This window comes from Agrococcus sp. UYP33 (assembly GCF_054060915.1).
Map to the genome: position 1 here is coordinate 816,537 of NZ_JBSSDR010000001.1, position 24,457 is coordinate 840,993.

Genomic DNA, 24,457 nt, shown 5'->3' on the forward strand with positions numbered 1-24,457 from the left:
CGCGATCCACCGCGGGATCCCAGGCGGGCGGGGCTAGCGTGGAGCCGCAGCAGTCCGCGAGCAAGGAGAGCGTCATGTCCCAGTACGACGACCCCAACGCCGCGCGTCGCGCCGACGCCGACGGCACGCCCGATCGCGTCGACACCGAGCGACTCGACGACCGCGCGCCGCGCGATGGCGCGACCGCATCCGACGCCTCGACCGACCGCAGCGCGACCAGGCACGACACGACCACGCGGAATTCGACGACCCCGGGCGCGCCGACCGCCGTCGAGCCGAAGCGCATCACGCTCGACCCCTCGCTCGACTCGCACCAGCGGCAGGGCGTCACCGGTGGCACGTGGATCGCGCTCATCCTCGGCACGCTCATCCTCGTGCTGCTGCTCATCTTCATCCTGCAGAACAACGTGCCCGCCGACTTCGCCTACTTCGGCTTCCAGTTCAACCTTCCGCTCGGCGTCGCGATGCTCTTCGCGGCGATCGCGGGCGTGCTCATCGCCGCGCTGCTCGGCTCCGTGCGCCTCTTCAAGCTGAGCCGTCGCGTGCGGAAGCTCGAGAAGGAGCGCGAGACCATCAAGCGCGCGATCCGCTAGCGCGGGTTCTCGGCGCAGGTCCAGCAGAGTTGCAGAAGACTCGCCTGTCCAGCGGTCGCGCGCCGGAGTAGCGTTCGGCGCACACCGTCGGGGCTTCGGCGGGTCGTGAGCACGACCGGCTCCGGCGCAGAGGGAGCCGTCATGATCCTGGTCTGCGGAGCCACAGGGCTGCTGGGCAGCCGGATCGTCGAGCACCTCGTCGAGGCGGAGCAGCCGGTGCGCGCGTTCGTCCGCCCGGACACGGATGCGTCGGCGCTGCAGGCTTCCGGCGTCACGATCGCGCGCGGAGACCTCCGCGGCCCGACGAGCGTGCGCGCCGCGCTCGCGGGCGTCGACACCGTCGTCACCTCGGCGAACGCGATCAGCCGCATCCTCGACGGCGACAAGGACCTCACGATCGCCGATGTCGACCTCGCCGGCAACCTCGACCTCATCCGGGCGGCGAGCGAGGCGGGGGTGCAGCGGTTCGTGTTCGTCTCGGCGACCGGGATGGGTCGCGGGCTCGAGCGCCTCGCGCCGCTCACCGAGGCGAAGTGGCACGCCGAGCAGGCGCTCGCGGCGTCGCCGATGCGCAGCGTTGTCGTGCGGAGCGACATGCTCATGGAGATCTGGCTCGAGCCGCTCTCGGGCATCGACCCGGGCAACGGCAAGGCCGTCGTCTACGGGCGCGGGCAGGCCGCGCACCGCTACATCGCGGCCGACGACCTCGCGGCGCTGTGCGCGCACCTCGCGACCGTCGACGACCCGCCGAAGGTGGTCGAGGTGGGCGGGCCGGAGGCGCTCACCCGCAACGAGGTGGTCGCCGCCTTCGCCGCGGCGGCCGGGCGGGAGCTGCGCGTGCGGCACGTGCCCCGCGGGGTGCTTGACCTCGCGACGCGGGCGCTGTGGAACATGAAGCCGGCACTCGCGTCGATGCTCGCCATGGCGCTCTTCAGCGACACCCACCCGAGCACGGCGAACGACGCACCGCTGCGCGCGGCCGGCATCCAGCCGCGCACGGCCACCGACTACATCCGCACCTCCGTCGCCGTCCGCTGACTGCCCTCCGCCCCGCCCGCTGCGCAGGATCTCAACGGAGCAGGTAGTCGCGCGAGGGCACTATCGCCTCGCGCTACCAATCGCTCCGTTGATATCGACAGCACGCGGTCGTGCGGCGGCGCGCGGCCCGGGGCGAGCGCGGGGAGCGCTCGATACGATCGGAGCCCGTCGCCCAGGAGGTCCCTTCGTGCCCGCAGCATCCGCGTCCGACACCGCCCGCGCCCACGCCGACGACCTCGCATCGTTCGTCGACGCGTCGCCGTCGAGCTACCACGCGGCCGCCGAGGTGGCCCGCCGCCTGCAGGACACCGGCTTCACGGCGCTCGACGAGGCGGATGCGTGGCCCGAGGCCGCGGGCCGCTACCTCGTGGTGCGCGACGGCGCCGTGATCGCCTGGATCGTGCCCGCCTCCGCGAGCGCCACGACGCCCGTGCGGGTGTTCGGCGCCCACAGCGACTCCCCCGCCTTCAAGCTCAAGCCGCAGCCGACCACCGGCCGGCTCGGCTGGCTGCAAGCGGGCGTCGAGGTCTACGGCGGGCCGCTGCTCAACTCGTGGCTCGATCGCGAGCTGCGCCTCGCGGGCCGGCTCGTGCTCGACGACGGCAGCCACGTGCTCGCCGACTCGGGACCGCTGCTCCGGCTCCCGCAGCTGGCCATCCACCTCGACCGCGGCGCGAACGACGGCCTGACGCTCGACAAGCAGGCGCACACGCAGCCGGTCTGGGGGCTCGGGTCGCCCGAGTCGGCCGACCTGCTGGCCGAGGTCGCCGCGTCGAGCGGCGTCGACGCAGCCCGCATCCGCGGGTTCGACCTCGTCACGGCGGACAGCGCGCGGGGCGCGGTGTTCGGCAAGGACGACGCCTTCTTCGCCGCCGGGCGGCTCGACGACCTCGCGAGCGTGCACGCCGGCACCGTCGCGCTCGCCGCGGCCGCCGAGGGCTTCGACGCCGCGCACATCCCCGTGCTCGCGGTGTTCGACCACGAGGAGATCGGCTCCGCGACCCGCTCCGGCGCGGCCGGCCCGTTCCTCGAGGACGTGCTCGAGCGCATCGGCCTCGCCCTCGGCGCGAGCCGCGAGGAGCGGCTGCGCGCGCTCGCGGCGTCGTGGTGCGTCTCGAGCGACGTCGGCCACTCCGTGCATCCGAACTACGCCGAGAAGCACGATCCCCGCGTGCAGCCGGTGCTCGGCTCCGGCCCGATCCTGAAGATCAACGCGAACCAGCGCTACGCGACGGACGGCGCAGGGGCCGCCGCCTGGCAGTCGTGGTGCGACGGGGCCGGCGTGACCAGCCAGCCGTTCGTGTCGAACAACGCGGTGCCGTGCGGCTCGACGATCGGGCCGATCACGGCGACGCGGCTCGGCATCCGCACGGTCGACGTCGGCATCCCGATCCTGTCGATGCACTCGGCGCGCGAGCTCGCCGGCGTGAGCGACCTGCACGACCTCCGGGCGGTGGCGGGCACCTTCTTCACCGCGGCGAAGTGACCGCCGGACGCGGACCGGGAGCGAGCGGCGCATGCGGGTCGACTACATCCTCCCGCTGCGCTGGGACGCCACGACGTCCCACCGCGAGCTGCCGGAGCTGACCGCGTACCTCGCACGCGTGGGCCAGTGGGCGGATGTCGTGGTCGTCGACGGCTCGGACGCGCCGGTGTTCGCGGAGCACGATGCGGCGTGGTCGGGGCTCGTGCGCCACATCTGGCCGGAGGGGCCGCCGTGCCCGAACGGCAAGGTGGCGGGGGTGCTGACGGGCATCCGGGCGACGCTTCGCGACCGCGTCGTGATCGCCGACGACGACGTCCGCTACGACGAACGGGGCCTCGCGGAGGTCGTGCGCCGGCTAGACCGCGCCGGCATCGTCATGCCGCAGAACCACTTCCGGCCGCTGCCCTGGCACGCGCGCTGGGACACGGCGAGGTCGCTGGTCAACCGGGCGTTCGGCGCCGACTACGCGGGCACGGTCGCCGTGCGGCGCACCTTCGCTGCCGGCGGCTACCGCGGCGACGTGCTGTTCGAGAACTTCGAGCTGCTGCGCACCGTCGCCGCGCGCGGCGGGACGATCGAGCGGGCGAAGGACGTCTTCGTCGAGCGGCGCCCGCCGAGTGCGCGGCACTTCCGATCGCAGCGCGTGCGGCAGGCGTACGACTCGCAGGCGCAGCCCTGGCGGCTCGCGGCCGAGCTCGCGCTGCTGCCCGCCCTGCTGCTGCAGGCCAGGGCGCCGGGCGGCTACGTCGGGTGGGCTGCTGCCGCCGTCGCCATCGCCGAGCGCGGGCGACGCGCCGCCGGCGGTCGGCGGGTGTACGGGCCGACCGCAGCGTTCTGGGCGCCGGCGTGGGTCGCGGAGCGGGCGATCACCGCGTGGATCGCCCTCGTCTGGCGGGCGGCTGGCGGCGTGCCGTATGCCGGCGGCCGGCTGCGCCACTCGGCCTCGTCGATGCGGGCGCTGCGTCGGGCCGAGCAGCCCGGCACACCCGGAGCCGATCGGCCCATCTGCTGAGCGTGCTGCTCAGCCGACCTGCAGCGCGACCACGTCCTGCCGCCGCACGATCTCTTCGATCCAGATCGGCGCGAACGGCGACGTGCAGTTCGGCGGCGTCGGGTAGTCCTTCAGCACCTCGAGCCGCTCGCCGATCGCGATCGCCCGCGCGCGGTGCTCCGCGTGGGAGATGCCGATCGTCGCGAGGCACGTGTTCATCGCCCACTGCAGCCGATCGGGCGCCTCGCGCATCTCGGCCTCGATCGTGTCGAGCAGCCCGTCGAGGTCGAGCCCCTCGGGCCGCTTCGCGACGCGCTCGCTCGTCAGCGCCCATCCGGCGCTCGCGACCACCGGATCCGCGTCGTCGACCCACCGCAGCCGCAGCGCCTCGGCCTCCGGGTGCTTCTTCACGACGTAGTTCACGAGCCAGTCGTGCACCTTCGGCGCGCGCGCCTCGCGCAGCATGCGGTCGAGCTCGTCGCGCGCGTAGGCCTTCGGCCGGCAGATGAGCAGCGCGAGCAGCCGCGCGGCGGTCTCGTCCGTCGCCCACAGCTCGAGCGCGAGCTCGTGCTGCGTCTTCAGCCGCTTCGCGATCGCGCGCAGCTTGCCGAGGTTGACGCCATGGTCGTCGCCATGGCGCTCGTTCACCTCGCGGGCGCGCGGGTCGTCGAGCGCGGCGAGCTCCGCGAGCAGTTCCGGCACGGTCTCCGACATCACGGCCTCCTCGTGTCCCGCTCAGCCTAGGAGCGGATGCGGCGGCGCCGCTCGGGCACGCGCGGCACGGTCCGTGCCGCGTCGTCATCGACGAGCCGTCTGTGCAACAGCCTGTTGCACAATGCTGCGCCTTACCTCAGCCCGGCGAAGCCCCGCGCGGCGTCGCCACCACTGACGCCCTACCGGTTCCGCTCCGACTGCCGGCTGCGGTCGGGCCCCCCGACCTCCTCCGGCAGCTCATCGATCGGCACGAGCACGATGTCCTGCACCTTCCAGTCCAGGTCGATGCAGCCGTCGCGCGCGTCCAGGAGCTCCGTGAGCGTCGGCATCATGCCCCGGTGCGGCACGACGAACGCCTCGACGTGGAAGACGTGCCCCTGGTCGCGCACCCGGGAGCCGGCCCGCGCCACCCACGGCAGGCTCTCGAGATAGGCGTCGACCTTCGCTGCATCCGGATGCGGCCGGCCGTCGTCGAACGTGGTCGCCCGCGTGTCCATGAGGTCGGTGATGGCGGCCTTCATGTTCTTGAAGCCGTCCGAGAGGATGCTCGCGGCGATGAAGAGCGCGGCCGCCGCGTCGGTCCACCAGAGCCCGAGCCCGATGCCCGCGACGCCCACGATCGAGCCGGCCGCAGTCATCCAGTCGGCCTTGTTCATGTCGGCGTCGGCGTACAGCACCTTGTCGTGCAGCTCCTCGGCGAGCCGCATCTTCGCCCGGCCGAAGTAGATCGGCAGCGGGATCGTGAGCGCCATCGCGCCCATCATCAGCCAGCCGAGCCACACGGTCTGCCCGAACAGCACGACCGAGCCGATCGGCGGATGCTCGGCGGTGATGAGGCCCGTCGCCGAGTCGTAGATGAGGAACGCACCCATCGTGAAGAGCGCGACGCCCGCGACGAGGTGCGCGACGCCGACGGACCGGTGGTAGCCGTAGGGGTACTTCCGGTTCGGTGTCTTGTTCACGAGCCGCACCGCGAGCAGGAACGCGATCGGCGGGGCGAGCGAGAGCAGGTCCTCGATCCAGGCAGCCTTCATCGCCTGCGAGCTGCCCATCACGAGGTAGACCATCGTGATCGCGACCGCGAGGAACGCCAGCGAGTACCACTCGAGCCGGATGGCCTTGCGGAGCGCCTTCGCCTGGCGCTCGGGCAGCTCGGTGCGGCCGAAGCGCGGGTTCACGAGACGGCCTGCTCGTCGAGGAAGGTCTCGAGCGCGACGAGGAAGGCGTTCTCGCCGAGTGGCGCGAGCATCACGTGCTTGTCGGTCCCCTCGGCGGTGCCGGCCTCGACGTAGGGGCGGGTGGAGGCGCCGAACTCGGTCCAGGGCGTGTCCTCGACGAAGCCGCCGATGACGAGGTCGAGCTCGCCAGCCTCGAGCGCTTCCGCGAGCGTCGCCTCGCTGCCCGGCGTCCACTCGACCTCGGCGTCGAGCCGCTCCGCGAACTCGAGGATGAGCGCCGGCTCGGTGCCCGACGGGTCGCCGCCGTCGCTCAGCTCGACCCACGGCGCGTTCTCGGTCACGCCGACGCGCAGCACCCCGCCCTGGACGCGCTCGAGGGTGCCGTCCGGATCGGCGGGCACGGTCGCGCATCCCGTCAGCAGCACCGCCGTCACGGCCACCGCGACCCCTGCTCCCCATGCCCTCCGCATGCGGCCGACGATAGCGAAGCAGCGTCAACGCACCCTGCGCGTTCGCATCGCGAATCCTGGAGCGCCGCCGACGTCGGGCGGCGCGCGATGGAGAGGCCGGGCGGTGCGATGCAGCGGCCGCACTACCGCGAGGCGAGGCCCTCGGGCTTCATGCCGGACACCGTTTGCACACAGCGTTCGCTTGCCTCTTCTGCAGCGTCCAAGCGTTCCTCAAGCAGTGCACCCGAGCGCTGGACGAGCACCCGGCCGACCGGCGAGCGTCGAGCCAAGGAGTCCGCATCCACAGCGAAGGAGCCCCCGATGCCCCACTACGTCGTCAACCGGCGCGCCGACGAGCACGGCGACCACCAGGTCCATGACCGCGCCAGCATCTGGAGCTGCCTGCCCGACGAGGCGGACCGGCGAGAGCTCGGCCCACATGACGGGGGTGCGAGCGCTGTGCGCCTCGCGACCGCGTTCTACGGGCGCGCCAACGGCTGCGAGCGCTGCCTCATCTCGCAGCGCGTGGGCTGAGCACGACGCGCACGAGCAGCGGGGAGCCGGCCGCTAGCTCGCCGTCGAGTCCGCGGCACCGTAGTCGATCGCAGACCACTTCCGCGGACGGATCACGAACGCGACGAAGCCCTCCCGCTCCGCGTACGGCTCCCCCGTGTACTTCACCGAGAGCCGGTCGACGATCGCCATCCCCTCCTCGCCGTCGATGCGAGCGGTGACCTCGCCGCGCACCGTGGCCATCACGTAGGCGTCATCCGGTGCGGTGATCGAGACCGCGACCCGTGGATCGCGGCCGATGTTCCGGTCCTTGCGCGAGCCGGCGATCGTGAAGAAGACGAGGCCGTCGTCGCCGTGCCGGTCGATCCACAGCGGCACGACCTGCGGCGCGCCATCCGGCTCGAGCGTCGCGAGGTGCGCGACGGCGGTCGTCGAGAAGTGGTGGGCGATGTCGGTCCATGCCTGCATCGGATGCGGTCCCCTCGTCAGCGCGCGGCGCGTCCCGCCCGCGCGAGCCAGGCTAGCGAGGGCGCCTCCGCCGGGCGTGGAAGCCGTCCCGCCCTTCGCACCGGTGGGTAGGGTCGAGCCAGCACCTGCGAGGGAGGCAGCCGATGGCCTGGAGCACGCGGCAGCTCGCCGACCTCACCGGCACGACCGTCAACACGGTGCGGCACTACCACCGGCTCGGGCTGCTCAAGCTGCCGGAGCGCACCGTCAACGGCTACAAGCAGTACGGCGTGCAGCACGTGGTGCGGCTGCTGCGCATCCGGCGCCTCGTCGACCTCGGTGTCCCGCTCGCGCAGATCTCAGGCATCAGCAGCGAGGTCGAGCGCACGCCTGAGGCGCTGCTCGCGGTCGACGCCCATCTCGCCGAGCAGATCGAGCAGCTGCAGCGGGCGCGCCAGGACATCGCGGCCATCCTTCGGGGCAACGGGCCCGCTGACGGCCCGCGCGGCTTCGAGTCGGTCTCCGCGCAGCTCTCGTCCGCCGACAGCTCGATGCTGCACCTCTACGCGCAGCTCTACGACGAGGACGCCCTCGCGGATCTGCGCCGCATGGTCGAGGCCGAGGTCGGTGACAGCGCGGAGGCGGCGTTCAACGCGCTCGGGCCGGATGCGGACGACGCGACCCGCCAGCGCGTCGCCGAGGCGCTCGCGCCGGCCATGGAGCAGCACATGCGCGACTACCCCTGGGTGCTCGACCCCGTCGCTCGGTCGCGGCACAGCGCCGAGGCGACGACGGAGGCCTTCGTCAGCGCCGTGGTCGAGCTCTACAACCCGGCGCAGCTCGATGTGCTCGCCCGCAGCGACGCGATCGCGCGATCGCGGCTGCAGCGGGCCGACGCGGCGGACGGCGACCCGGAGGACGAGCCCGGCTCCTGACCGCCGCCTGCACCTCGCTCACCGCCCTGCGACAGGTGGAGCGATCGGCTGCGGGCGCACCGCCGCGGGCGCGCTTGACCCTGTGGTGGGAACACAGTGCCTACTGGGTCACGCGCCGAGATCTCGGCGCCTGATCTCACCCAAGGAGCACCGTGAACCCGATCGAAGACCTCGTCATCGGCTTCCAGGAGCTCGTGGCCGCTGTGCCCGAGCTGCTGCAGCCCTTCATCGTCATGCTCGCCGGCATGATCCCCTTCATCGAGGGTGAGGGCGGTTCGCCGATCGGCATCATCGGCGGCATCCATCCGATCGTGGCGGGCATCGCCGCCGCGACCGGCAACCTGCTCGCCGTGCTCGCCGTCGTCATGCTCACCTCCCGCACGAGGGAGACCCTGACGGCGCGGCGCGGCGCTCGATCCGGCGCCACGTCCGCCGGCGGCGAGGCCGGCGCCGTCATGACCCTCGAGGGCGACGATCCGGCCACGCCGGCGAAGCCGGAGTCCAAGGGCAAGCAGCGCCTCAAGCGCTGGCTGGTGCGCTTCGGCGTGCCGGGCGCGAGTTTGCTCGGCCCGCTCGCGATCCCCACGCACTTCACCGCCGCGACGCTCGTCGCCTCCGGCGTGCCCCGCGGCTGGGTGCTGCTGTGGCAGGCCATCGCGATCGTGCTCTGGACCACGCTCACCACCGTCGCCGCCTGGCTCGCCGTCTCGGCGCTGCTGGCCTGACGCATCCACACCGACCCCGAGAGGAACTCGTATGCACACCGCGGACGATCCGGACCAGCCCGTCGACCCGACCCTCGCCGAGGACCTGATGCTGCTGCTGTTCCAGCCAGGATCAGGAGGGCGCTCCGGCACCGGCCACATCGCCGGCGAGGGCACGCTCTTCTACGCCCTCGCGGGCGCGGTGCTGGCCGAGCTCGCGCTCGGCGAGCACGTCCGCGCAGAGGAGTCGACGCGAGCCGCACGCGTCGGCGCGGTGGCCGCCAACCCTCCGGCGGACGCCCTGCTGCGCACGGCGTGGGAGCACGTGGCGCAGCGACCGCGCGGCGTCCAGACGGTGCTCGCCGCCATCGGCCCGACCCTGCGCGCACCCGTGCTGGAGCGCCTCGTCGAGCGCGGCGACATCCAGCGCGAGCAGCGCAGGTCGCTCGGCCTGTTCACGACGGATGTGCTGCTGGGCGACGGCGGCGACCGTCGCGCCGCGCTGCTGGCCGCCGTGCGCGCTGTGCTCGTGGACGGGGCCGATCCGACGCCGCGGATCGCGGCGCTCGCCGCGCTGGTCTCGGCGAGCGGCGTGCTGCCGCAGCTCGACCGCGAGATCCCGTGGGACACCCCGGTGATCGAGCGTGCGAAGCAGCTCGAGCAGGGCGACTGGGGCGCGGACGCGGCCGCGCACGCGGTCGCGCGCACCATGACGGCGATCGTCGTGAACAACGTGGTCGTGGCCGCGGCGGTGCTGCCGCGCGCGTAGCGCGCCACCTCGACTCGACGAGGTCACCCGCGGCACGTCCGCCCGCGGGGCTGCCCTCAACGGGGCGACGTCAAGCGCGCTTGACTGTCAAGGTCACTTGTCTCTACGCTGACAGGAACAGTCAAGCGACCTTGACATCGACCACTCCTCCGGAAGGCACCCCGTGACCAGCTCCTCCTCGTCCCGCACCTCCGCGCGCTTCGGCCGCGCACGCTTCGGCGGAGGCAGCGCCGCCCTGATCCTGGTCACGGTGCTCATCGGAGCTGCGCTGGCCGCCGGACTCGGCGCCGGCTTCGCGCTGCTGGGCGAGCCAGGCGATGCGGGCCTCCGGTTCACCGTGATGGCACTCGTCACCCTGCCCGTCGCGGCCGCGCTCGCGTGGGCCGTGCTCGTCGACCGCTCGAGCCTGCCGGATGCGGTGGAGCGCCCCGAGGACTCGGTCGAGTCCGCCTGGTACGACTCCGCAGCCCGCAGCGCCTTCCTCGACGTCTTCGTCACGGTGGGCCTCGCCGCCGCGGTCTTCTCGATCACCCGCGTGCAGGTCGACACCGGCATGCTGCTGCTCGCGCTCGCGGTGCTCATCGCCCTGGACTTCGCCGTGCGCTACCTGCTCGCGAAGCGCGCGGGCGCCTGATGCGCAACGCGCTGCCGGAGCGCCGTCAGGCGCGCGGCTGGTCGCAGCAGCGACTGGCCGACGAGCTGGGCGTCTCGCGCCAGACGGTGATCTCGATCGAGAAGGGTCGCTTCGACCCTTCGCTCCCGGTGGCGTTCCGGCTGGCCGCGGTCTTCGAGTGCCGCATCGAGGATCTGTTCTCGCCCGAGTGACGTGCATCCGGTCCGCGGCGCGTTGACGCGCGCTCCCGCAGGTGCGACCGTACCGACATGGCGATGGATCACGACCACGGACAGCACCACGCGGAGCACGCCGCGGAGCACCACGCGGAGCACCACGGGGAGCACGTCGCCTCGAGCGAGGCGGGCCATGAGCACGAGCATGCCGGCGGCAGCGCGGGCGGCATCAACCGGATGGCGGCCAGCGCGACGCTCCACTGCCTGACCGGATGCGCGATCGGCGAGATCTTGGGGCTCGTGATCGGCACCGCGATCGGCCTGTCGTCACTGTGGACCGTCGTGCTCGCGGTGGGCCTGGCGTTCCTCTTCGGCTACGCGCTCTCGACCCTGCCGCTCCTCAAGGCCGGCCTCTCGCTCGGCACCGCCCTGGGCGTCGTGCTCGCTGCGGACACCCTCTCGATCGCGACCATGGAGCTCGTCGACAACGGCGTGATGGCGCTGATCCCAGGTGCGATGGACGCGGGGCTCGTCAACCCCGTCTTCTGGATCGGGATGATGATCGCGCTCACCGTCGCGTTCTTCGCCGCCTACCCCGTCAATCGCGTGCTGCTGCAGCGCGGGAAGGGGCACGCGCTGACCCATCAGTACCACCACGGCGCCCAGCCCGCGGTGGGCGCCCGTCGCTTCATCCCGGACCTGTCGTCCGGCTTCCTCGTCGGCGTCATTGTCAGCTTCATGCTCGGCGGCCTGCTCGTGGCGGCTGCCGCGACGCTCGGCGGCGGGATGGGCGCGCACGGGTAGGGCGACGCCGGAACGAGAAGAAGGGGGAAGGGCATCCGCCCCTCCCCCTTCTCGACCGGTCAGTCCGGTCAGCCGGTCAGCCGGTCAGCCGATCGGTGTCGGCTCCGGCTCCGGCTCGATCACGCCCTCGGCCCGCGCGCGGCGCAGGTTCTTCCGCACGATCGGCCAGAAGATGGCGAGCGCTCCGACGGCGATGAAGCTCGTCAGCACCTGCGCGCGGCCCGACTCCGTGCCGAGCATGATGAACACGATGCCGATCGCCGCCGCGATGAGCAGCACGTTGAGCACCGGGAACATCCACACCTTGAGCGTGAGCGCGCCGCGCTGCTCCGGCGTCATCGCGAGGCGCAGGCGCCACTGCGTCACCGCGATGAAGACGAAGACGAAGAGCGCCACGAGACCCGTGGAGTTCATGATGAAGTCGTAGATGCCCGAGCTCGGCGCGATGAAGTTGACGAGCGTCGCGACCAGGCCGCCGGCGGTCGACGCGAGCACCGCGAAGACGGGCACGCCCCGCTTCGAGCGCTTCGACATGATCGCCGGGGCGAGCCGCTGCTCCGACAGCGCGGCGAACATCCGCGAGGCGGAGTAGGTGCCGGAGTTCAGCACCGAGATGACCGCGGTGAAGATGACGAGCGTCATGATCGCCTCGGCGCCGGGGATGCCGAGCAGGCTGAAGACGTAGGCGAACGGCGCGATCTCGTCGGGCGAGGGCAGCTCGTTCCAGGGGACGACCGTCACGATGATGAGCACCGCGCCGACGTAGAAGAGCATCACGCGCCAGATGACGGTGTTGGCCGCCTGGCGGATGCCCTTGGCCGGGTCCTCCGACTCGGCCGCCGCCATGACGGCGATCTCCGCGCCGAAGTAGGCGAAGAGCACGAGCGCGATCGACGAGATGACGACGCCGAAGCCGTTGGGCATGAAGCCACCGTGCTCCCAGAGGTTCGGGATCGAGATCGAGGATCCGGGCCACAGCCCGAAGGCGAAGAGCAGGCCGGCGGCGAGGAAGACGACGATCGCGACGACCTTGATGCTCGCGAGCCAGAACTCGGTCTCGCCGAAGGAGCGGAGCGACACGAGGTTGGTCGTGACGAAGATCGCGAGCAGCACGAGCGAGCCGACCCATGCGGGCACGGCGGGGAACCACTCGGCGATCATGCCGCCGCCGACGACGGCCTCGTAGGCGATGACGCCGACCCAGAAGTACCAGTAGAGCCAGCCGACGATGTAGGCCGCCCAGTCGCCGAGACCGACGCGGGCGTACTCCATGAAGGAGCCGACGGCCGGGCGTGCAGCGGCCATCTCGCCGAGCATCCGCATGGCGAGGAAGACGATCATGCCGCCGGCGAGGTACGAGAGCGTCGCCGCGGGGCCGGCCGCGATGATGATGTTGGCCGAGCCGACGAAGAGGCTCGCGCCGATGATGCCGCCGAGGGCGATCATCGTGACGTGCCGCGACTTGAGCTTCTTGGTGACGATGACGCCGGCGGAGGTCTCCGGCGAGACGGGGCTGTCGTACGGCGAGCTCGCGCTCGGGCCGGTGATGGGATCGCGTGCCACGTGAGCGCTCCTTCTGCTGCGGGTGAGCCGCGAGCAGCAGGAGCCGCGGCGACACCTGATCGTACGCATCCGATCGAGCGCGATCGGAGATACGTCACGAGGCTGAAACATCACGAATGGTGACGATTCCTCCTATTGCGCCAGGTAGCCGCCGTCGACCGGGATGGACGTGCCGGTGATGTAGGCAGCACCCGGGCTCGCCAGGAACGCGACCGTCGCGGCCACATCCTGTGGCGTCGCGATGCGCTGGAGCGGGATCGCCGCCGCCACGCGCTGCTCGGTGGCGGCCGGATCGTCCTGCGACGCGACCCACGATTCGTAGAGCGGCGTGCGCGTCATCCCGGGCGCCACGGCGTTCACGCGGATGTCGTGCGGCGCGAGCTCGACGGCGGCGGCGGTCGTGAGCGCGAGCATCGCGCCCTTGCTCGCGCTGTAGACGCTCATCGTCGGCACGCCGATGCTCGCGAGGCGCGACGTGATGTTGATGATCGAGCCGCCGCGGCCGGCGTCGCGCATCGCCCTGCCTGCCGCCTGCAGGCAGGCGATGGCCGCGAAGACGTTCGTCTCGAAGGTCACGCGGATCTCGTCGTCGGGGGTGTCGAGCAGCCAACCGGTGTGGTCGATCGCGGCGTTGTTGACGAGCACGTCGAGCCGGCCCTCGGCGGCGACGGTGGCGGCGACCAGCTCGTCGGCGGCGCCCGGCGCCGTCAGGTCGGCGGCGATGAAGCGAGCGCCGATGTCAGCCGCGACCGCCTCGCCCCGCTCGCGCGAGCGCCCGCTGATGACGACTCGCAGCCCGTCCTCGACGAGCCGGCGGGAGATCTCGACGCCGATGCCCGAGGTCGCGCCGGTGACGAGCGCGACGCGCGACTGCTCTGCTGACACGCCGCCAGCCTACGTCGGGGCTGCGTCAGCCCTCGGCGCCCAGCTGCCCGGTCAGCCGTTCACGCATGCCGGAGCTCGCGGCGTTGAGCCCGCGCAGCTCGACCGCTTTGCCGAGCCGCGCGTACTTCGTCTCGATCGCGTCGAGCGCGGCGACGGTGGAGGCGTCCCAGATGTGCGAGCGGGAGAGGTCGATCACGACGTGCGCCGGGTCATCCGTGTAGGAGAACTGCGTCGTGAGGTCGTTCGACGAGGCCCAGAACAGCTCGCCCTCGACGGCGTAGTGCGCCGCCGCATCCGTCACCGTGCGGGTCACCGTCTGGAAGTGCGCGACCCGGCGGGCGAAGAGCACCATCGCGGTGATGACGCCGACGATGACGCCGATCGCCAGGTTGTGCGTGATGACGACGACCACGACGGTGACCACCATCACGAGCGTCTCGGAGACGGGCATCCGCTTGAGCGTCGAGGGCCGGATGCTGTGCCAGTCGAAGGTGCTGACGACGACCATGATCATGACCGCGACGAGCGCCGCCATCGGGATGAGCGCGACGACGTCGCCGAGCGCCACGACGAGCACGAGCACGAAGACGCCGGCGAGGAAGGTGGAGACGCGCGAGCGGGCGCCGGAGACCTTCACGTTGATCATCGTCTGGCCGATGACGGCGCAGCCGCCCATGCCGCCGAAGACGCCCGAGAGCAGGTTGGCGACGCCCTGGCCCCACGACTCGCGCGTCTTGTTCGAGCGGGTGTCGGTGATGTCGTCGACGAGCTTGGCGGTGAGGAGCGATTCCATGAGGCCGACGAGCGCCATCGCGAACGCGGTCGGCGCGATGATGCCGAGCGTCTCGAGCGTGAGCGGCACCTGCGGCACGAAGAGCTCGGGCAGGCTGCGCGGCAGCTCCCCCTGGTCGCCGACGTTGGGCACCGACCAGCCGAAGACGAGCACCGCGGAGGTGAGCAGCGCGACCGCGATGAGCGGCGACGGCACGACCTTCTGCAGGCGCGGGATCAGGACGATCACCGCGACGCCGACGACGACGAGCGGGTAGACGAGCCACGGCACGCCGAAGAGGTGGGGCAGCTGCGCGATGAGCACGAGGATCGCGAGCGCGTTGACGAAGCCCACCATCACGCTGCGCGGGATGAAGCGCATGAGCCGAGCGACGCCGAGCAGCGCGAGCACGATCTGCATCACGCCGGCGAGCAGCACGGTGGCGATGAAGTAGTCGAAGCCATGGTCGCGCATGATCGGCGCGATCACGAGGGCGACGGCGCCGGTGGCGGCGCTGATCATGGCGGGCCGCCCGCCGACGAAGGCGATCGTCACGGCCATCACGAAGCTCGAGAAGAGCCCGACGCGCGGGTCGACGCCCGCGATGATCGAGAACGAGATGGCCTCGGGGATGAGCGCGAGCGCGACGACGAGCCCGGCGAGCGCCTCGCGCGTCAGCAGCCGCGGGCTCTTGAGCACCGTCAGCACGGACGGGTCGTCGCGGTAGCGCTCGCGCATCGGGGTGGTGGTGGCCATGGAGGCTCCTCGGGAGGGCTCGCGGGCATGCCGCGGCGAGGGGAAGAGTGGGACGCGGCTTCGCGCGGGCGCGTCCATCGCAGGAGCGAGGGGACGGCGTCGGTCGAGATCTCGACCGCGGACGACTCTACCCTAACGTCACGGTAGGGTTAGTGGCGATCGGAGGGCGGACGACATGATGCACATCGGCGAGCTGGCGGAGCGCGTCGGGCTGTCGCTGCGCTCCCTCCGCCACTGGGACGACGTCGGGCTCGTGCACGCGTCCGGCCGCACGGACGGAGGCTTCCGCCTCTACACGGAGGCCGATGAGGAGCGCGTGCGGCTGATCATGCGCATGAAGCCATTCGGCTTCTCGCTCGAGGAGCTCGCGGAGCTGGCCGATGCGATCGAGGGCTCCCCGGCCGACCCGCTCGCGGCACTGCCCGCGGAGCGCGCCGAGTGGTTCCGCACCGAGATGCACGAGCGGCGCGAGAAGCTCGCCCGGCAGCTCTCCGACGCGGACGACCTGCTGCAGCGCATCCGACCCACGGCCGGTCGTTAGCCGACTCGCGCCAGACTGGGCGCATGCTCGACGTGCGGGATCTGGAGTGCCTCGTGGTGCTGGCCGAGGAGCTGCACTTCAACCGGGCCGCGCTGCGCTTGAGCATCGCGCAGCCGGCGCTCACGAAGCGCATCCAGAAGATCGAGGCCGAGCTGGGCGTCGACCTCTTCACCCGCGGCCCCGGCGGGGTCGCGCTCACAAGTGCCGGCCACGAGCTGCTCGGGCACGCGCGGCGCATGCTCGGGGGCTGGCGCGCGATGCAGCGCGACGCCGAGCAGCTGCGCGCCGGTGCGCAGGGCGTCGTGCGCATCGGAGCGGTCGGCTCGGCGTTCTACGAGGCGCTCCCCCGCCTGCTCGCACCCGTCCGGGCAGCGCTCCCCGACATCGTGCTGCAGGTCGACGAGCTCGAGACGCCGGAGCTCGTCGACGCGCTCCGCGTGGGCGAGGTGCAGCTGGGATTCGTCCGGCCGCCGATCGCCGACGGCCTGCGGGTCGAGACGGTGTGGGTCGAGGAGTTCGTCGCGGCGGTGCCCGACACGAGCAGGCTGTGCGCGCTGCCCGCCGTCTCGGCTGCCGACCTCAGCGAGCATCCCGTCGTGCTCTTCCCGCGCACCTCCGGCACCGGCTACTGGGATCGCGTCGCCAGGTTCTTCCAGCAGGCCGGCATCGAGTTCGCTCCGATCGAGAGCGCAGAGCACGTCACGACGATCCTGGGCCAGGTGGCGCTCGGCATCGGCGTGAGCGTCGTGCCCGCATCCGCGGAGCGCGTCGCCATCCCCGGCGTCACCTACGTGCCGCTCGACCGACCGGCGCCCGTGCCGCTCGCCGTGGCGAGCAACCCAGGCATGACTCCGCTTGCCGCGCGGCGGGTGCTCGAGCACCTGCCATCCACACCTATCCAGCGCGAACATTCCCGATAGGCATCGAATCGGCTGGTTTCGATATTGGACGGTGATCGACCGCGCTGGGTAGCGTGCGACCACCTTCCCATCGACGAAAGGTCCACCCGTGAGCACCACGACCGAGCGCTCTGCGCCGACCTCACTCCGCCGCGTCGTGCTGTCCACGTTCGCGGGCACCAGCATCGAGTGGTACGACTTCTTCCTCTTCGGCTCGGCGGCGGCGCTCGTCTTCCCCCAGGTGTTCTTCCCCCAGTCGGAGCCCGGCATCGCCCTGCTGCTCTCCTTCATGACCTACGGCGTCGCCTTCGTGGTCCGGCCGCTGGGCGGCATCGTCTTCGGCGCACTGGGCGACGTGATCGGCCGCAAGAACGTGCTCATCGCGACGCTGCTCGTCATGGGCATCGGCACCTTCCTCATCGGATGCGTGCCCGGCTTCGACACCATCGGCTACTGGGCGCCGGCACTCCTCGTGCTGCTGCGCATCGTCCAGGGCCTCGGCCTCGGCGGCGAGTGGGGCGGCGCGGCCACGCTGTCGGCCGAGCACGCCGACGGCGCCGGGCGCGCGCACGGCCGCGGCCTCATCGCCTCCTGGATGCAGCTCGGGGTGCCTGCCGGCAACCTGCTGGCCGTCGGCGCGCTGTTCGTCATGCAGGCGACACTGTCGGAGGACGCGTTCATCGCCTGGGGCTGGCGCGTTCCGTTCCTCGCGAGCGCCGTGCTCGTGCTCCTGAGCTTCTGGATCCGCGCCACGGTCGCGGAGTCGCCGCTCTTCAACGTCGAGGAGCGCGAGAAGACGCCGCTGCGCACCATGCTCCGCGGCCACTGGCGGCAGGTGCTGCTGACGGTCGGCCTGCGCATCGCGAGCGACGTCTCGTACTACGTCTTCGCCGTCTTCGCCCTCTCGTACACCACCGGCACCCTCGACATGCCCGCGAGCGTCGGCCTCACGGGGGTCATCGTCGGATGCCTCCTGCAGTTCTTCATCATCCCCGTGAGCGCCCACATCTCCGACCGCGTCGGCCGCCGCCCCGTCTACGTCGCGGGTGCGATCGCGGTGGGCGTGTGGGCCTTCGTCGCATGGCCGCTCATCGACACCGGCAGCCAGGCGCTCGCCGTCGTCGCGATCGCCGCCGGCATCGCCGCGCAGGGCATCATGTACGGCCCGATGGCCGCGTTCATCACCGAGATGTTCCCGACCAAGGTGCGCTCGACCGGCTCGAGCTTCGGCTACCAGATCGCCGGCATCGCGGGCGGCGCGCTCGCCCCGTTCCTCGCCACGCTGCTGACGCAGTCGTTCGGCACCACGTTCTCGGTGAGCGTCTACGTCGCCATCACCGCCGTCATCGCCGTCGTCGCGTCGCTGCTCGCACGCGAGACGACGCGGAAGGAGCTCGCATGAGCACGACCATCACCGACGCATCCACCGACAGCGCGATCGCGCAGATCCGGGCGCGCCTCAAGGCCCGCGGCCTCGCGGGCTACGTCGCCTTCACGCCGTCGAACCTGCTCTACACGACCGGGTTCCGCAGCTACTTCGTCTCGGAGTGGTGGCGGCTGCACGGCACGGTGCTCGCCTTCGTCCCCGCCGACGAGGCGCTGCCCGTCACGCTCATGCTCGGTGACTTCGAGGAGAAGACGGCGCGAGCGGCCGCTCCGGGCGTCGAGCTCATGACCTACCGCCTGTGGGTCGACCTCTCGACTGCCGAGCAGATGTCGCATCCGTCGGCCCCGGTCGCGCAGCGGCCCGAGCAGTGGGACGCGCTCGAGCTCGACCGGCTCGCGGGCGAGGCCCTGCGCTCGCTCGGCATGGCGAGCGGCCGCGTAGCGACCGACCTGCCGCACATGACGCTCGACACGTGGCAGCGGCTGCAGCGGGTCGCGCCCGAGGTGCAGTGGGAGGACTTCACCGACGACGTCTACGAGGTGCGGCTCATCAAGCAGGAGTGGGAGGTCGAGCGCCTGCGCACGGCCGTCGAGCTCTCGGAGCGCGGCATGGTCGGCGCGATGGAGCTCGCGCGCGAGGGCATGACCGCCTCCGACATCCGCGCGGCGTACCAGATCTCGGTCGCGACGGCCGCGATGGGCGAGCCCCGGTTCGCGGGCTACACCGACAGCTGGGTGCTCCCCACCGTCGGCGGCACGACCTCGGCCGGCTACGGCAGCACCGCGGGCGGTCTCGCGGCCGGCGACCTCGTGAAGTTCGACTGCGGCACGACTGTGCACGGCTACCGCAGCGACGGCGGCCGCACGTTCGCCTTCGGGCAGCCGAGCGCCGAGCAGCAGCGGCTCTACGACGTGCTCGCCGATGCGCAGCGCATCGCGCGCGAGTCGCTCGTGCCGGGCGCGCGCATCGGCGACGCGTTCGTCAACGCGATCGGCCACGTGCACAGCCACGGCTATCCGACCTTCAACCGCGGCCACGTCGGCCACTCGATCGGCATCGACACCTTCCACGAGGAGCCGCCCTTCATCGGCCCCGGGTGCGATGTGCTCGTCGAGCCCGGCATGGTCTTCGCCGTCGAGGTGCCCACGTACACCCCGGATGTCGGCGCCATCATGATCGAGGACCTGGTCGTGATCCGCGACGACGGCGCCGAGCTGCTGCACACGCTCCCGCACGACCTCACGGTCGTCGAGCCGCGCGGCTGACCGCACCCGACCGCGCCCGTGGGGCGCCCGCGAACCGAGAGGAGCGAGGCATGCGCTTCGTCAGCGTCACGAACATGCGCGCGTGGATCCGCGCGACCGGTCCCGAGCGGATCATCACCGACCTCGTCGACGAGCTCGAGGTCGACTTCCGCCGCTGGGAGCGGTTCGAGCGCGAGCCTCGCATCGCGAGCCACTCGCCGCTCGGGGTGATCGAACTCATGCCGACGAGCGACGGCACGGCCTACGGCTTCAAGTACGTGAACGGCCACCCGTCGAACCCATCGCGCGGCTTCCAGACCGTGACGGCGTTCGGCGTGCTCGCCGACGTCATGACCGGCTACCCGACCTTCCTGTCCGAGATGACGATCCTCACGGCGCTCCGCACCGCGGCCGTCTCCGGGCTCGCCGCCCGGCACCTGTCACGCGAGGACAGCAGTGTGATGGGGATGATCGGCGCCGGCTCGCAGGCGGTGTTCCAGGCGCTCGCCGTGCGCTCCCAGCGGCCGGGCGTGACGCGACTGCGGCTCTTCGACGTCGACCGGCCGACGGCCGAGACCGCCAGCCGGCACCTGCGCTCGCTCGGGTTCGACGTGACGATCGAGGCATCCGCCGCCGACGCCGTGCGCGACGCCGACATCATCACGACGTGTACGGCGGACAAGACCAATGCCACGGTGCTGCACCTCGACGAGGTGCCCGCCGGCGCGCACATCAACGCGATCGGCGGCGACTGCCCCGGCAAGACCGAGCTCGACATCGAGCTCGTGCGCCGAAACCGCGTCTTCGTCGAGCACACGCCACAGACGCGCAACGAGGGCGAGATCCAGCTGCTGCCCGCCGACTTCCCGGTGACCGAGCTGTGGCGCGTCATCACCGGCGCGGACGCGGGACGCATTTCCGCTGAGGAGGTGACGGTCTTCGACTCGGTCGGCTTCGCCATCGAGGACTTCACGGCGCTCCGCTACGTGCAGAAGGCGACCGCGGCCACGCGCTTCTCCGAGCCGATCGACCTCATCACCGAGCCAGAGGACCCGAAGGACCTCTACGGCATGATCGGCGCCCCGGTCCTCGTCTGACCACCCGCTGGTCGAGTAGCAGCCGGCGAAGCCGGCCGCGTCACTTGCTGGTCGAGTAGCAGCCGGCGCAGCCGGCCGCGTCACTTGCTGGTCGAGTAGCAGCCGGCGGAGCCGGCCGCGTATCGAGACCACTCGCGCGCCACACCGACCCAGCCGAGCGCGCTCAGCCCCTCCGGAAGTGCTTCCGAATCCGCTCCGCCTGCGCCACCGTCAGGTGCCACTCAGTCCCGATCTCATGGTCCTCGAACGGCCCTTCGCCGTCCTGCGGGTTGCGCAGGAACCCGCGGATCTGCTTGCCCTTGCGACCCAGTCCCAGCTCGCGCGACAGCTCAACCGGCGTGATCGTCTGCTCGTTCATGCTTCGAGGCTATCCGCGTCCACGCGCGAGGCTGCCATCGTCACGTGGCGTCAGCTTCTCTGACACCGAGCAGCACGCCGACGGGACAGAGACTTAGTCGGTCACTGCAGGCTGGAAGTAGTCGTAGATCCCAGACTCGATCGGGCGCTCGAACCGGAGTTGCATCCGCACCACACTCAGTGCCTGGCCCTCGCTGCCGGGCATCGTCGTCTCCTCCGGCGCGTGTGCGTCCGCCCGGCCGAGGTAATAAAACGCCGAGCCGTCCGCATCATCCTTCTTGGCAAAGACGTGGAGGTCGATCTCGCCCGAGATGATCGCGGATACGTCGGGGCTGCGCAGCGTGCGCTTGCTCTTCGAGTAGTAGAGCATCGTGGACGGGTCCAGCAGTTCGTCTTCGTACGCCGTGCTGGCGGCGATCTCGTCTGACTTGTGCATCGTGTTGAAGATCGGGCACGAGCGAGTGCCCTGGTCGACCTTGTAGCCGTACACGGTCGATGACGAGTTCTTCGTCCAATGCAGCAGGCGGACCGCATCCTTGCGCGAGTACTGCCGGCCAGGCGTGAACGGCATCCCCCGCCGATAGCGGGCCCTCACCAGCTCGAGGCCCGTCTGGATCAGGTCGTCGACGGCCCGCCGAAACGCGATCGAGTCGCGATAGGAATCGACGAAGGCGGCGGTCGGCGCGACGAGGCCACCCGCGTCCCGTTCCACCACACCGGCCACGTACTTCTTCTGTTCCGGTTCCGTAGCAAACTCCAGCGACAGAACTCGAAGGGCGCTCTCAACGTGACTCGCAGCGGAGGCGTAACTGTCGGCAGCGAGCACCTCGGCCAGTCGCTCTCGGCTTACTGGGCCCTCGGCGAGAAGAGTCTGGAGGCTCAGCAGCTCGTCGACCCGTTTCGCTGCGAGCGCCTCGGCCGAGAGGAACGTCAGCATCCGGAGCTCGCCCGGCCGAAGCCCGGTCGGCGTCTTCGTCAGACGCTCAAGCAATGCGGGGTAGTTGCCCGAGTGGGTAGCCAGAACAACCGGATCGGCGCTCTCGAAGCGAAGGAAGTCGTGCAGCGCCGGTAGGCGCCCCAGCCGATTTCGCAGCGTCTCGACCGCTTGCTTCAGGCGTTGCATGCTGTCGAGCTGCGTCTCGGCCAGCGACTTCAGGACTCGCTGCTGCGCGATGCGATCGAACCGGACGCTCGACAGACCAGCGATGACGCCAACTTCCTCCGCCGAGATCAAGTGCTGCCGGATCGACTCGCGGTTGAGCGAGTCGTCACCGAACAGCGCGACCGGGATCAAGAAGTTGTTCGCGTAATTCCCAATGAAGTCGATGACAACGAGATAGTCCTTGCCCGGGGCCTTGCGCAGCCCTCGTCCCAGCTGCTGTACGAACACGATCGCGGACTGCGTCTGCCGCAGCATGATGACCTGGTTGAGCGTCGGGATGTCGACGCCCTCGTTGAAGATGTCGACCGTGAGGATGTAATCGAGCTCACCCGACTCCAGCCACTCGACGACCTGCTCGCGTCGCTCGATCGAGTCCTGGCCGGTCAACGCGACGGTTCGAAGCATCTTGCCCCGGATTGTCACCCGGTTGAGGGCCTCCGACAGCTCGCGGGCTTCCTCGTTCCGGCTGCAGAACATGAGTCCTCGAGCGGGGACGCCCGCTTGCCCGTAGCGTTCGATTGCAAGAGCGATGTGACGCACTCGCTCCGCGGAGGCCAGCTTGCGCAGTTGCGTTGCGTCGTCAGTTGTGGTGCCGTCCTCGAAGTCGACGTCGGCGACACCGTAGTAGTGGAACGGCGCGAGCATGTCGGCTTCGAGCGCCCGATTCAGTCTGATCTCGTACGGGACATTGAAGTCGAACAGCTCGAACAGGTTGAAACCGTCTGTGCGTTCTGGCGTCGCGGTCATTCCGAGGAGAAACTTCGGCCGCAAGTGCTCCAACACGCGGGCGTAAGACTTGGCGCCAGCACGATGCACCTCGTCGATCAAGACGTAGTCGAACGCCGTCGGGTCGAGCCGGTCGAGCGTCTCTGGCCTCGAGAGAGACTGGATCGTCGCGAAGACGTAGGGCCTATCGAGCTGACGCGACGTGCCGACGAGCTTGCCGAATGCCGCGGGCGGTGCTCCCAACACGCGCTGGAACTCGGTGATCGCGCGATCGACGATCTGCTCGCGGTGCACCACGAACAGCATCCGGTCGGGCCGCGCAGCGCGAACGTCCAATGCGGAGAGAATCGTCTTGCCGGTGCCTGTCGCGGAGATCACGACCGCACGCTGTTTCCCCTCTTCGCGCATCGCTGCAATCGCTCGGAGCGCTTCTTGCTGCATGACGTTGGGGACGATTGGCCCGTGGTCGCGATAGCCGCCGCTCGCGACGGGCGCGTGCTCGAAGCGTGTGGATTGCGATCTTGCCGGTTCGAGCGCACCCGGCTCAGCGTCGGCCATTGTCACCGTGCGTCTCGACGGTCGAGCCGGCCGAGCACCGTGGACGAGGTTCGGCTGCGACTCCGGCGCGACGTAGAACTCCGCATAGTCGTCGATCCATGCTTGCGTCAGCGGCTCGGATTGCGCCAGCTGCTGCTCGATGATGGCGCCGAGCTGACCGGTCAAGTCGCTCTCTCGTGCGGACGACACTCGGAGGTTCCACTCGAGATTGCTCAGCAAGGCGGTCGCCGTCAAGTTCGAGCTGCCGACAATCGCAGTCATACGATCGTCGTGCTCGAACAGGTAGCCCTTTGGATGGAATGCCGTCTCGTTGTGCAGTCGAACGTCGATGCCCATCGACCGAAGGTTGTGAAGCTCAGCGAATGCGCGCGGCGAGTTGAACCCCAGGTAGTCAGACGTCACGATCCGCCCGGCGCCTCCGAAATCAACCAGCTCTTGCTTCAGCAGGGCGATCGCGCGCGGTGACACGAAGGCGACTGAGAACGTGAAGGACGTGCACCGCCGCAGCTCTTCTCGGAGCGTTCGAAGCATGGTGCCGTTGGCGTCGTTCACGATGAGCTGCGGGTTGGCGAGCCGCGGGGCGCGGGAGTCCCGTCTCAGGTAACCGTGGGAGATGTCGATCTCGAGCGACGACTGAGGCTGGAAATCAATCGACATGGACGGCGAAGTCGGCCTGGATCTGGTTCACCGCCGGCACGTCAGCGGGCGCCCACTCCAGGGAAGAGAGGTCGGCGGGTGCAAGCCATCGCACTTCGGCATGCTCCGTCAGCACTGGCTCGCCTGAGAGCAGGTCGCAGTAGTAGGTCGTCAACGTCACGACGCCGAAGTCGTACTCATGCGTGGTCGTGGCGACGTGAGCGCCGACGTGAACCTCACACTCGAGCTCCTCGTCGATCTCCCGCTGTAGGGCCGCCTGCGGTGCTTCACCCAGCTCGACCTTGCCCCCGGGAAACTCCCACATTCCCGCCAGCGTGCCAGGACCGCGTTGCGCGCAGAGGATCTCGCCGTCGCGAACAATGACCGCACCGACGACGTTGATCTGCTTCTTCACGAGCGCCTCCAGGATTTCGTTTCCAGCCTAGGTGCGATGGTCTCGATAC

26 protein-coding genes are annotated in these 24,457 nt (G+C 70.6%); 16 read left to right on the forward strand and 10 right to left on the reverse strand.

The window, feature by feature from the left end; all coding sequences use genetic code 11:
- Positions 1–74: 74 nt before the first annotated feature.
- The 4 genes from ACVWW9_RS03945 to ACVWW9_RS03960 all read left to right on the forward strand — a co-directional run bounded on the left by ACVWW9_RS03945 (position 75) and on the right by ACVWW9_RS03960 (position 4,129).
- Entirely contained in the window at positions 75–593 is a 519-nt protein-coding gene (locus ACVWW9_RS03945) for a LapA family protein (RefSeq protein WP_456514460.1), read from the forward strand.
- A gap of 105 nt (positions 594–698) precedes the next feature.
- Positions 699–1,631 carry an SDR family oxidoreductase gene (locus ACVWW9_RS03950; RefSeq protein WP_456514461.1) on the forward strand — a complete coding sequence of 311 codons (933 nt, stop codon included), beginning with the start codon at positions 699–701 and terminating at the stop codon, positions 1,629–1,631.
- Positions 1,632–1,818: 187 nt separating this feature from the next.
- Complete coding sequence (locus ACVWW9_RS03955; RefSeq protein WP_456514462.1) at positions 1,819–3,117, forward strand: M18 family aminopeptidase; 1,299 nt, start codon at positions 1,819–1,821, stop codon at positions 3,115–3,117.
- A 31-nt stretch (positions 3,118–3,148) separates the two neighbouring features.
- On the forward strand, positions 3,149–4,129 hold the full coding sequence (locus ACVWW9_RS03960; protein WP_456514463.1) for a glycosyltransferase: 981 nt from the start codon (positions 3,149–3,151) through the stop codon (positions 4,127–4,129).
- Between the two features lie 9 nt (positions 4,130–4,138).
- Here the strand turns inward: ACVWW9_RS03960 and ACVWW9_RS03965 are convergent, their stop codons facing one another.
- From ACVWW9_RS03965 to ACVWW9_RS03975, 3 genes are all read right to left on the reverse strand, one after another.
- Positions 4,139–4,822 carry a DNA alkylation repair protein gene (locus tag ACVWW9_RS03965; protein WP_456514464.1) on the reverse strand — a complete coding sequence of 228 codons (684 nt, stop codon included), beginning with the start codon at positions 4,820–4,822 and terminating at the stop codon, positions 4,139–4,141.
- 179 nt (positions 4,823–5,001) lie between these two features.
- Positions 5,002–6,000 carry a cation transporter gene (locus tag ACVWW9_RS03970; protein WP_456514465.1) on the reverse strand — a complete coding sequence of 333 codons (999 nt, stop codon included), beginning with the start codon at positions 5,998–6,000 and terminating at the stop codon, positions 5,002–5,004.
- The gene (locus ACVWW9_RS03975) at positions 5,997–6,470 is read right to left on the reverse strand and encodes a transporter substrate-binding domain-containing protein (protein ID WP_456514466.1); all 474 of its coding nucleotides are present in this window, start codon (positions 6,468–6,470) and stop codon (positions 5,997–5,999) included. The genes ACVWW9_RS03970 and ACVWW9_RS03975 overlap by 4 nt, the downstream gene beginning before the upstream one ends.
- A 300-nt stretch (positions 6,471–6,770) precedes the next feature.
- Between ACVWW9_RS03975 and ACVWW9_RS03980 the strand changes: the two genes are divergently transcribed.
- Positions 6,771–6,983: a hypothetical protein gene (locus ACVWW9_RS03980; RefSeq protein WP_456514467.1), complete on the forward strand. Its 213-nt coding sequence runs from the start codon at positions 6,771–6,773 to the stop codon at positions 6,981–6,983.
- Positions 6,984–7,016: 33 nt separating this feature from the next.
- Here the strand turns inward: ACVWW9_RS03980 and ACVWW9_RS03985 are convergent, their stop codons facing one another.
- Entirely contained in the window at positions 7,017–7,430 is a 414-nt protein-coding gene (locus ACVWW9_RS03985; RefSeq protein ID WP_456514468.1) for a TIGR03618 family F420-dependent PPOX class oxidoreductase, read from the reverse strand.
- A 143-nt stretch (positions 7,431–7,573) separates the two neighbouring features.
- Between ACVWW9_RS03985 and ACVWW9_RS03990 the strand changes: the two genes are divergently transcribed.
- From ACVWW9_RS03990 to ACVWW9_RS04015, 6 genes are all read left to right on the forward strand, one after another.
- Positions 7,574–8,344: a MerR family transcriptional regulator gene (locus ACVWW9_RS03990; RefSeq protein WP_456514469.1), complete on the forward strand. Its 771-nt coding sequence runs from the start codon at positions 7,574–7,576 to the stop codon at positions 8,342–8,344.
- A gap of 152 nt (positions 8,345–8,496) precedes the next feature.
- Entirely contained in the window at positions 8,497–9,069 is a 573-nt protein-coding gene (locus ACVWW9_RS03995; protein ID WP_456514470.1) for a small multidrug efflux protein, read from the forward strand.
- 31 nt (positions 9,070–9,100) lie between these two features.
- On the forward strand, positions 9,101–9,817 hold the full coding sequence (locus ACVWW9_RS04000) for a GOLPH3/VPS74 family protein (protein ID WP_456514471.1): 717 nt from the start codon (positions 9,101–9,103) through the stop codon (positions 9,815–9,817).
- Between the two features lie 163 nt (positions 9,818–9,980).
- On the forward strand, positions 9,981–10,451 hold the full coding sequence (locus ACVWW9_RS04005; protein WP_456514472.1) for a hypothetical protein: 471 nt from the start codon (positions 9,981–9,983) through the stop codon (positions 10,449–10,451).
- Positions 10,451–10,642 (forward strand): helix-turn-helix transcriptional regulator, encoded by a 192-nt coding sequence (locus ACVWW9_RS04010; protein ID WP_123696423.1) that lies wholly within the window; start codon positions 10,451–10,453, stop codon positions 10,640–10,642. The genes ACVWW9_RS04005 and ACVWW9_RS04010 overlap by 1 nt, the downstream gene beginning before the upstream one ends.
- A gap of 57 nt (positions 10,643–10,699) precedes the next feature.
- Entirely contained in the window at positions 10,700–11,410 is a 711-nt protein-coding gene (locus tag ACVWW9_RS04015; RefSeq protein WP_456514473.1) for a DUF4396 domain-containing protein, read from the forward strand.
- Positions 11,411–11,494: 84 nt separating this feature from the next.
- On the opposite strand, the gene ACVWW9_RS04020 is transcribed toward ACVWW9_RS04015, so the two are convergent.
- From ACVWW9_RS04020 to ACVWW9_RS04030, 3 genes are all read right to left on the reverse strand, one after another.
- Positions 11,495–12,973: an amino acid permease gene (locus ACVWW9_RS04020; RefSeq protein ID WP_456514474.1), complete on the reverse strand. Its 1,479-nt coding sequence runs from the start codon at positions 12,971–12,973 to the stop codon at positions 11,495–11,497.
- A gap of 132 nt (positions 12,974–13,105) precedes the next feature.
- Entirely contained in the window at positions 13,106–13,858 is a 753-nt protein-coding gene (locus ACVWW9_RS04025) for an SDR family NAD(P)-dependent oxidoreductase (protein WP_456514475.1), read from the reverse strand.
- A 25-nt stretch (positions 13,859–13,883) separates the two neighbouring features.
- Positions 13,884–15,386 carry a SulP family inorganic anion transporter gene (locus ACVWW9_RS04030; RefSeq protein ID WP_456514476.1) on the reverse strand — a complete coding sequence of 501 codons (1,503 nt, stop codon included), beginning with the start codon at positions 15,384–15,386 and terminating at the stop codon, positions 13,884–13,886.
- Between the two features lie 175 nt (positions 15,387–15,561).
- On the opposite strand from ACVWW9_RS04030, the gene ACVWW9_RS04035 reads away from it, so the two are divergent.
- From ACVWW9_RS04035 to ACVWW9_RS04055, 5 genes are all read left to right on the forward strand, one after another.
- On the forward strand, positions 15,562–15,927 hold the full coding sequence (locus tag ACVWW9_RS04035) for a MerR family transcriptional regulator (protein WP_456514477.1): 366 nt from the start codon (positions 15,562–15,564) through the stop codon (positions 15,925–15,927).
- Between the two features lie 23 nt (positions 15,928–15,950).
- A complete protein-coding gene (locus ACVWW9_RS04040) occupies positions 15,951–16,847 on the forward strand; it encodes a LysR family transcriptional regulator (RefSeq protein ID WP_456514478.1) in 897 nt (298 codons plus the stop codon).
- Between the two features lie 88 nt (positions 16,848–16,935).
- On the forward strand, positions 16,936–18,228 hold the full coding sequence (locus tag ACVWW9_RS04045) for an MFS transporter (RefSeq protein ID WP_456514479.1): 1,293 nt from the start codon (positions 16,936–16,938) through the stop codon (positions 18,226–18,228).
- The gene (locus tag ACVWW9_RS04050; protein WP_456514480.1) at positions 18,225–19,478 is read left to right on the forward strand and encodes a M24 family metallopeptidase; all 1,254 of its coding nucleotides are present in this window, start codon (positions 18,225–18,227) and stop codon (positions 19,476–19,478) included. The genes ACVWW9_RS04045 and ACVWW9_RS04050 overlap by 4 nt, the downstream gene beginning before the upstream one ends.
- A gap of 50 nt (positions 19,479–19,528) precedes the next feature.
- Positions 19,529–20,554, forward strand: a complete 1,026-nt coding sequence (locus ACVWW9_RS04055; protein WP_456514481.1) for an ornithine cyclodeaminase — start codon at positions 19,529–19,531, stop codon at positions 20,552–20,554.
- Positions 20,555–20,717: 163 nt separating this feature from the next.
- Here the strand turns inward: ACVWW9_RS04055 and ACVWW9_RS04060 are convergent, their stop codons facing one another.
- The 3 genes from ACVWW9_RS04060 to ACVWW9_RS04070 all read right to left on the reverse strand — a co-directional run bounded on the left by ACVWW9_RS04060 (position 20,718) and on the right by ACVWW9_RS04070 (position 24,408).
- On the reverse strand, positions 20,718–20,912 hold the full coding sequence (locus ACVWW9_RS04060) for a hypothetical protein (RefSeq protein WP_456514482.1): 195 nt from the start codon (positions 20,910–20,912) through the stop codon (positions 20,718–20,720).
- 93 nt (positions 20,913–21,005) lie between these two features.
- On the reverse strand, positions 21,006–24,014 hold the full coding sequence (locus ACVWW9_RS04065; protein ID WP_456514483.1) for a DEAD/DEAH box helicase: 3,009 nt from the start codon (positions 24,012–24,014) through the stop codon (positions 21,006–21,008).
- Positions 24,004–24,408, reverse strand: coding sequence for a (deoxy)nucleoside triphosphate pyrophosphohydrolase (locus ACVWW9_RS04070; RefSeq protein WP_456514484.1), 405 nt, complete (start codon positions 24,406–24,408; stop codon positions 24,004–24,006). Before ACVWW9_RS04070 ends, ACVWW9_RS04065 begins: the two co-directional genes overlap by 11 nt.
- Between the last annotated feature and the right edge of the window lie 49 nt (positions 24,409–24,457).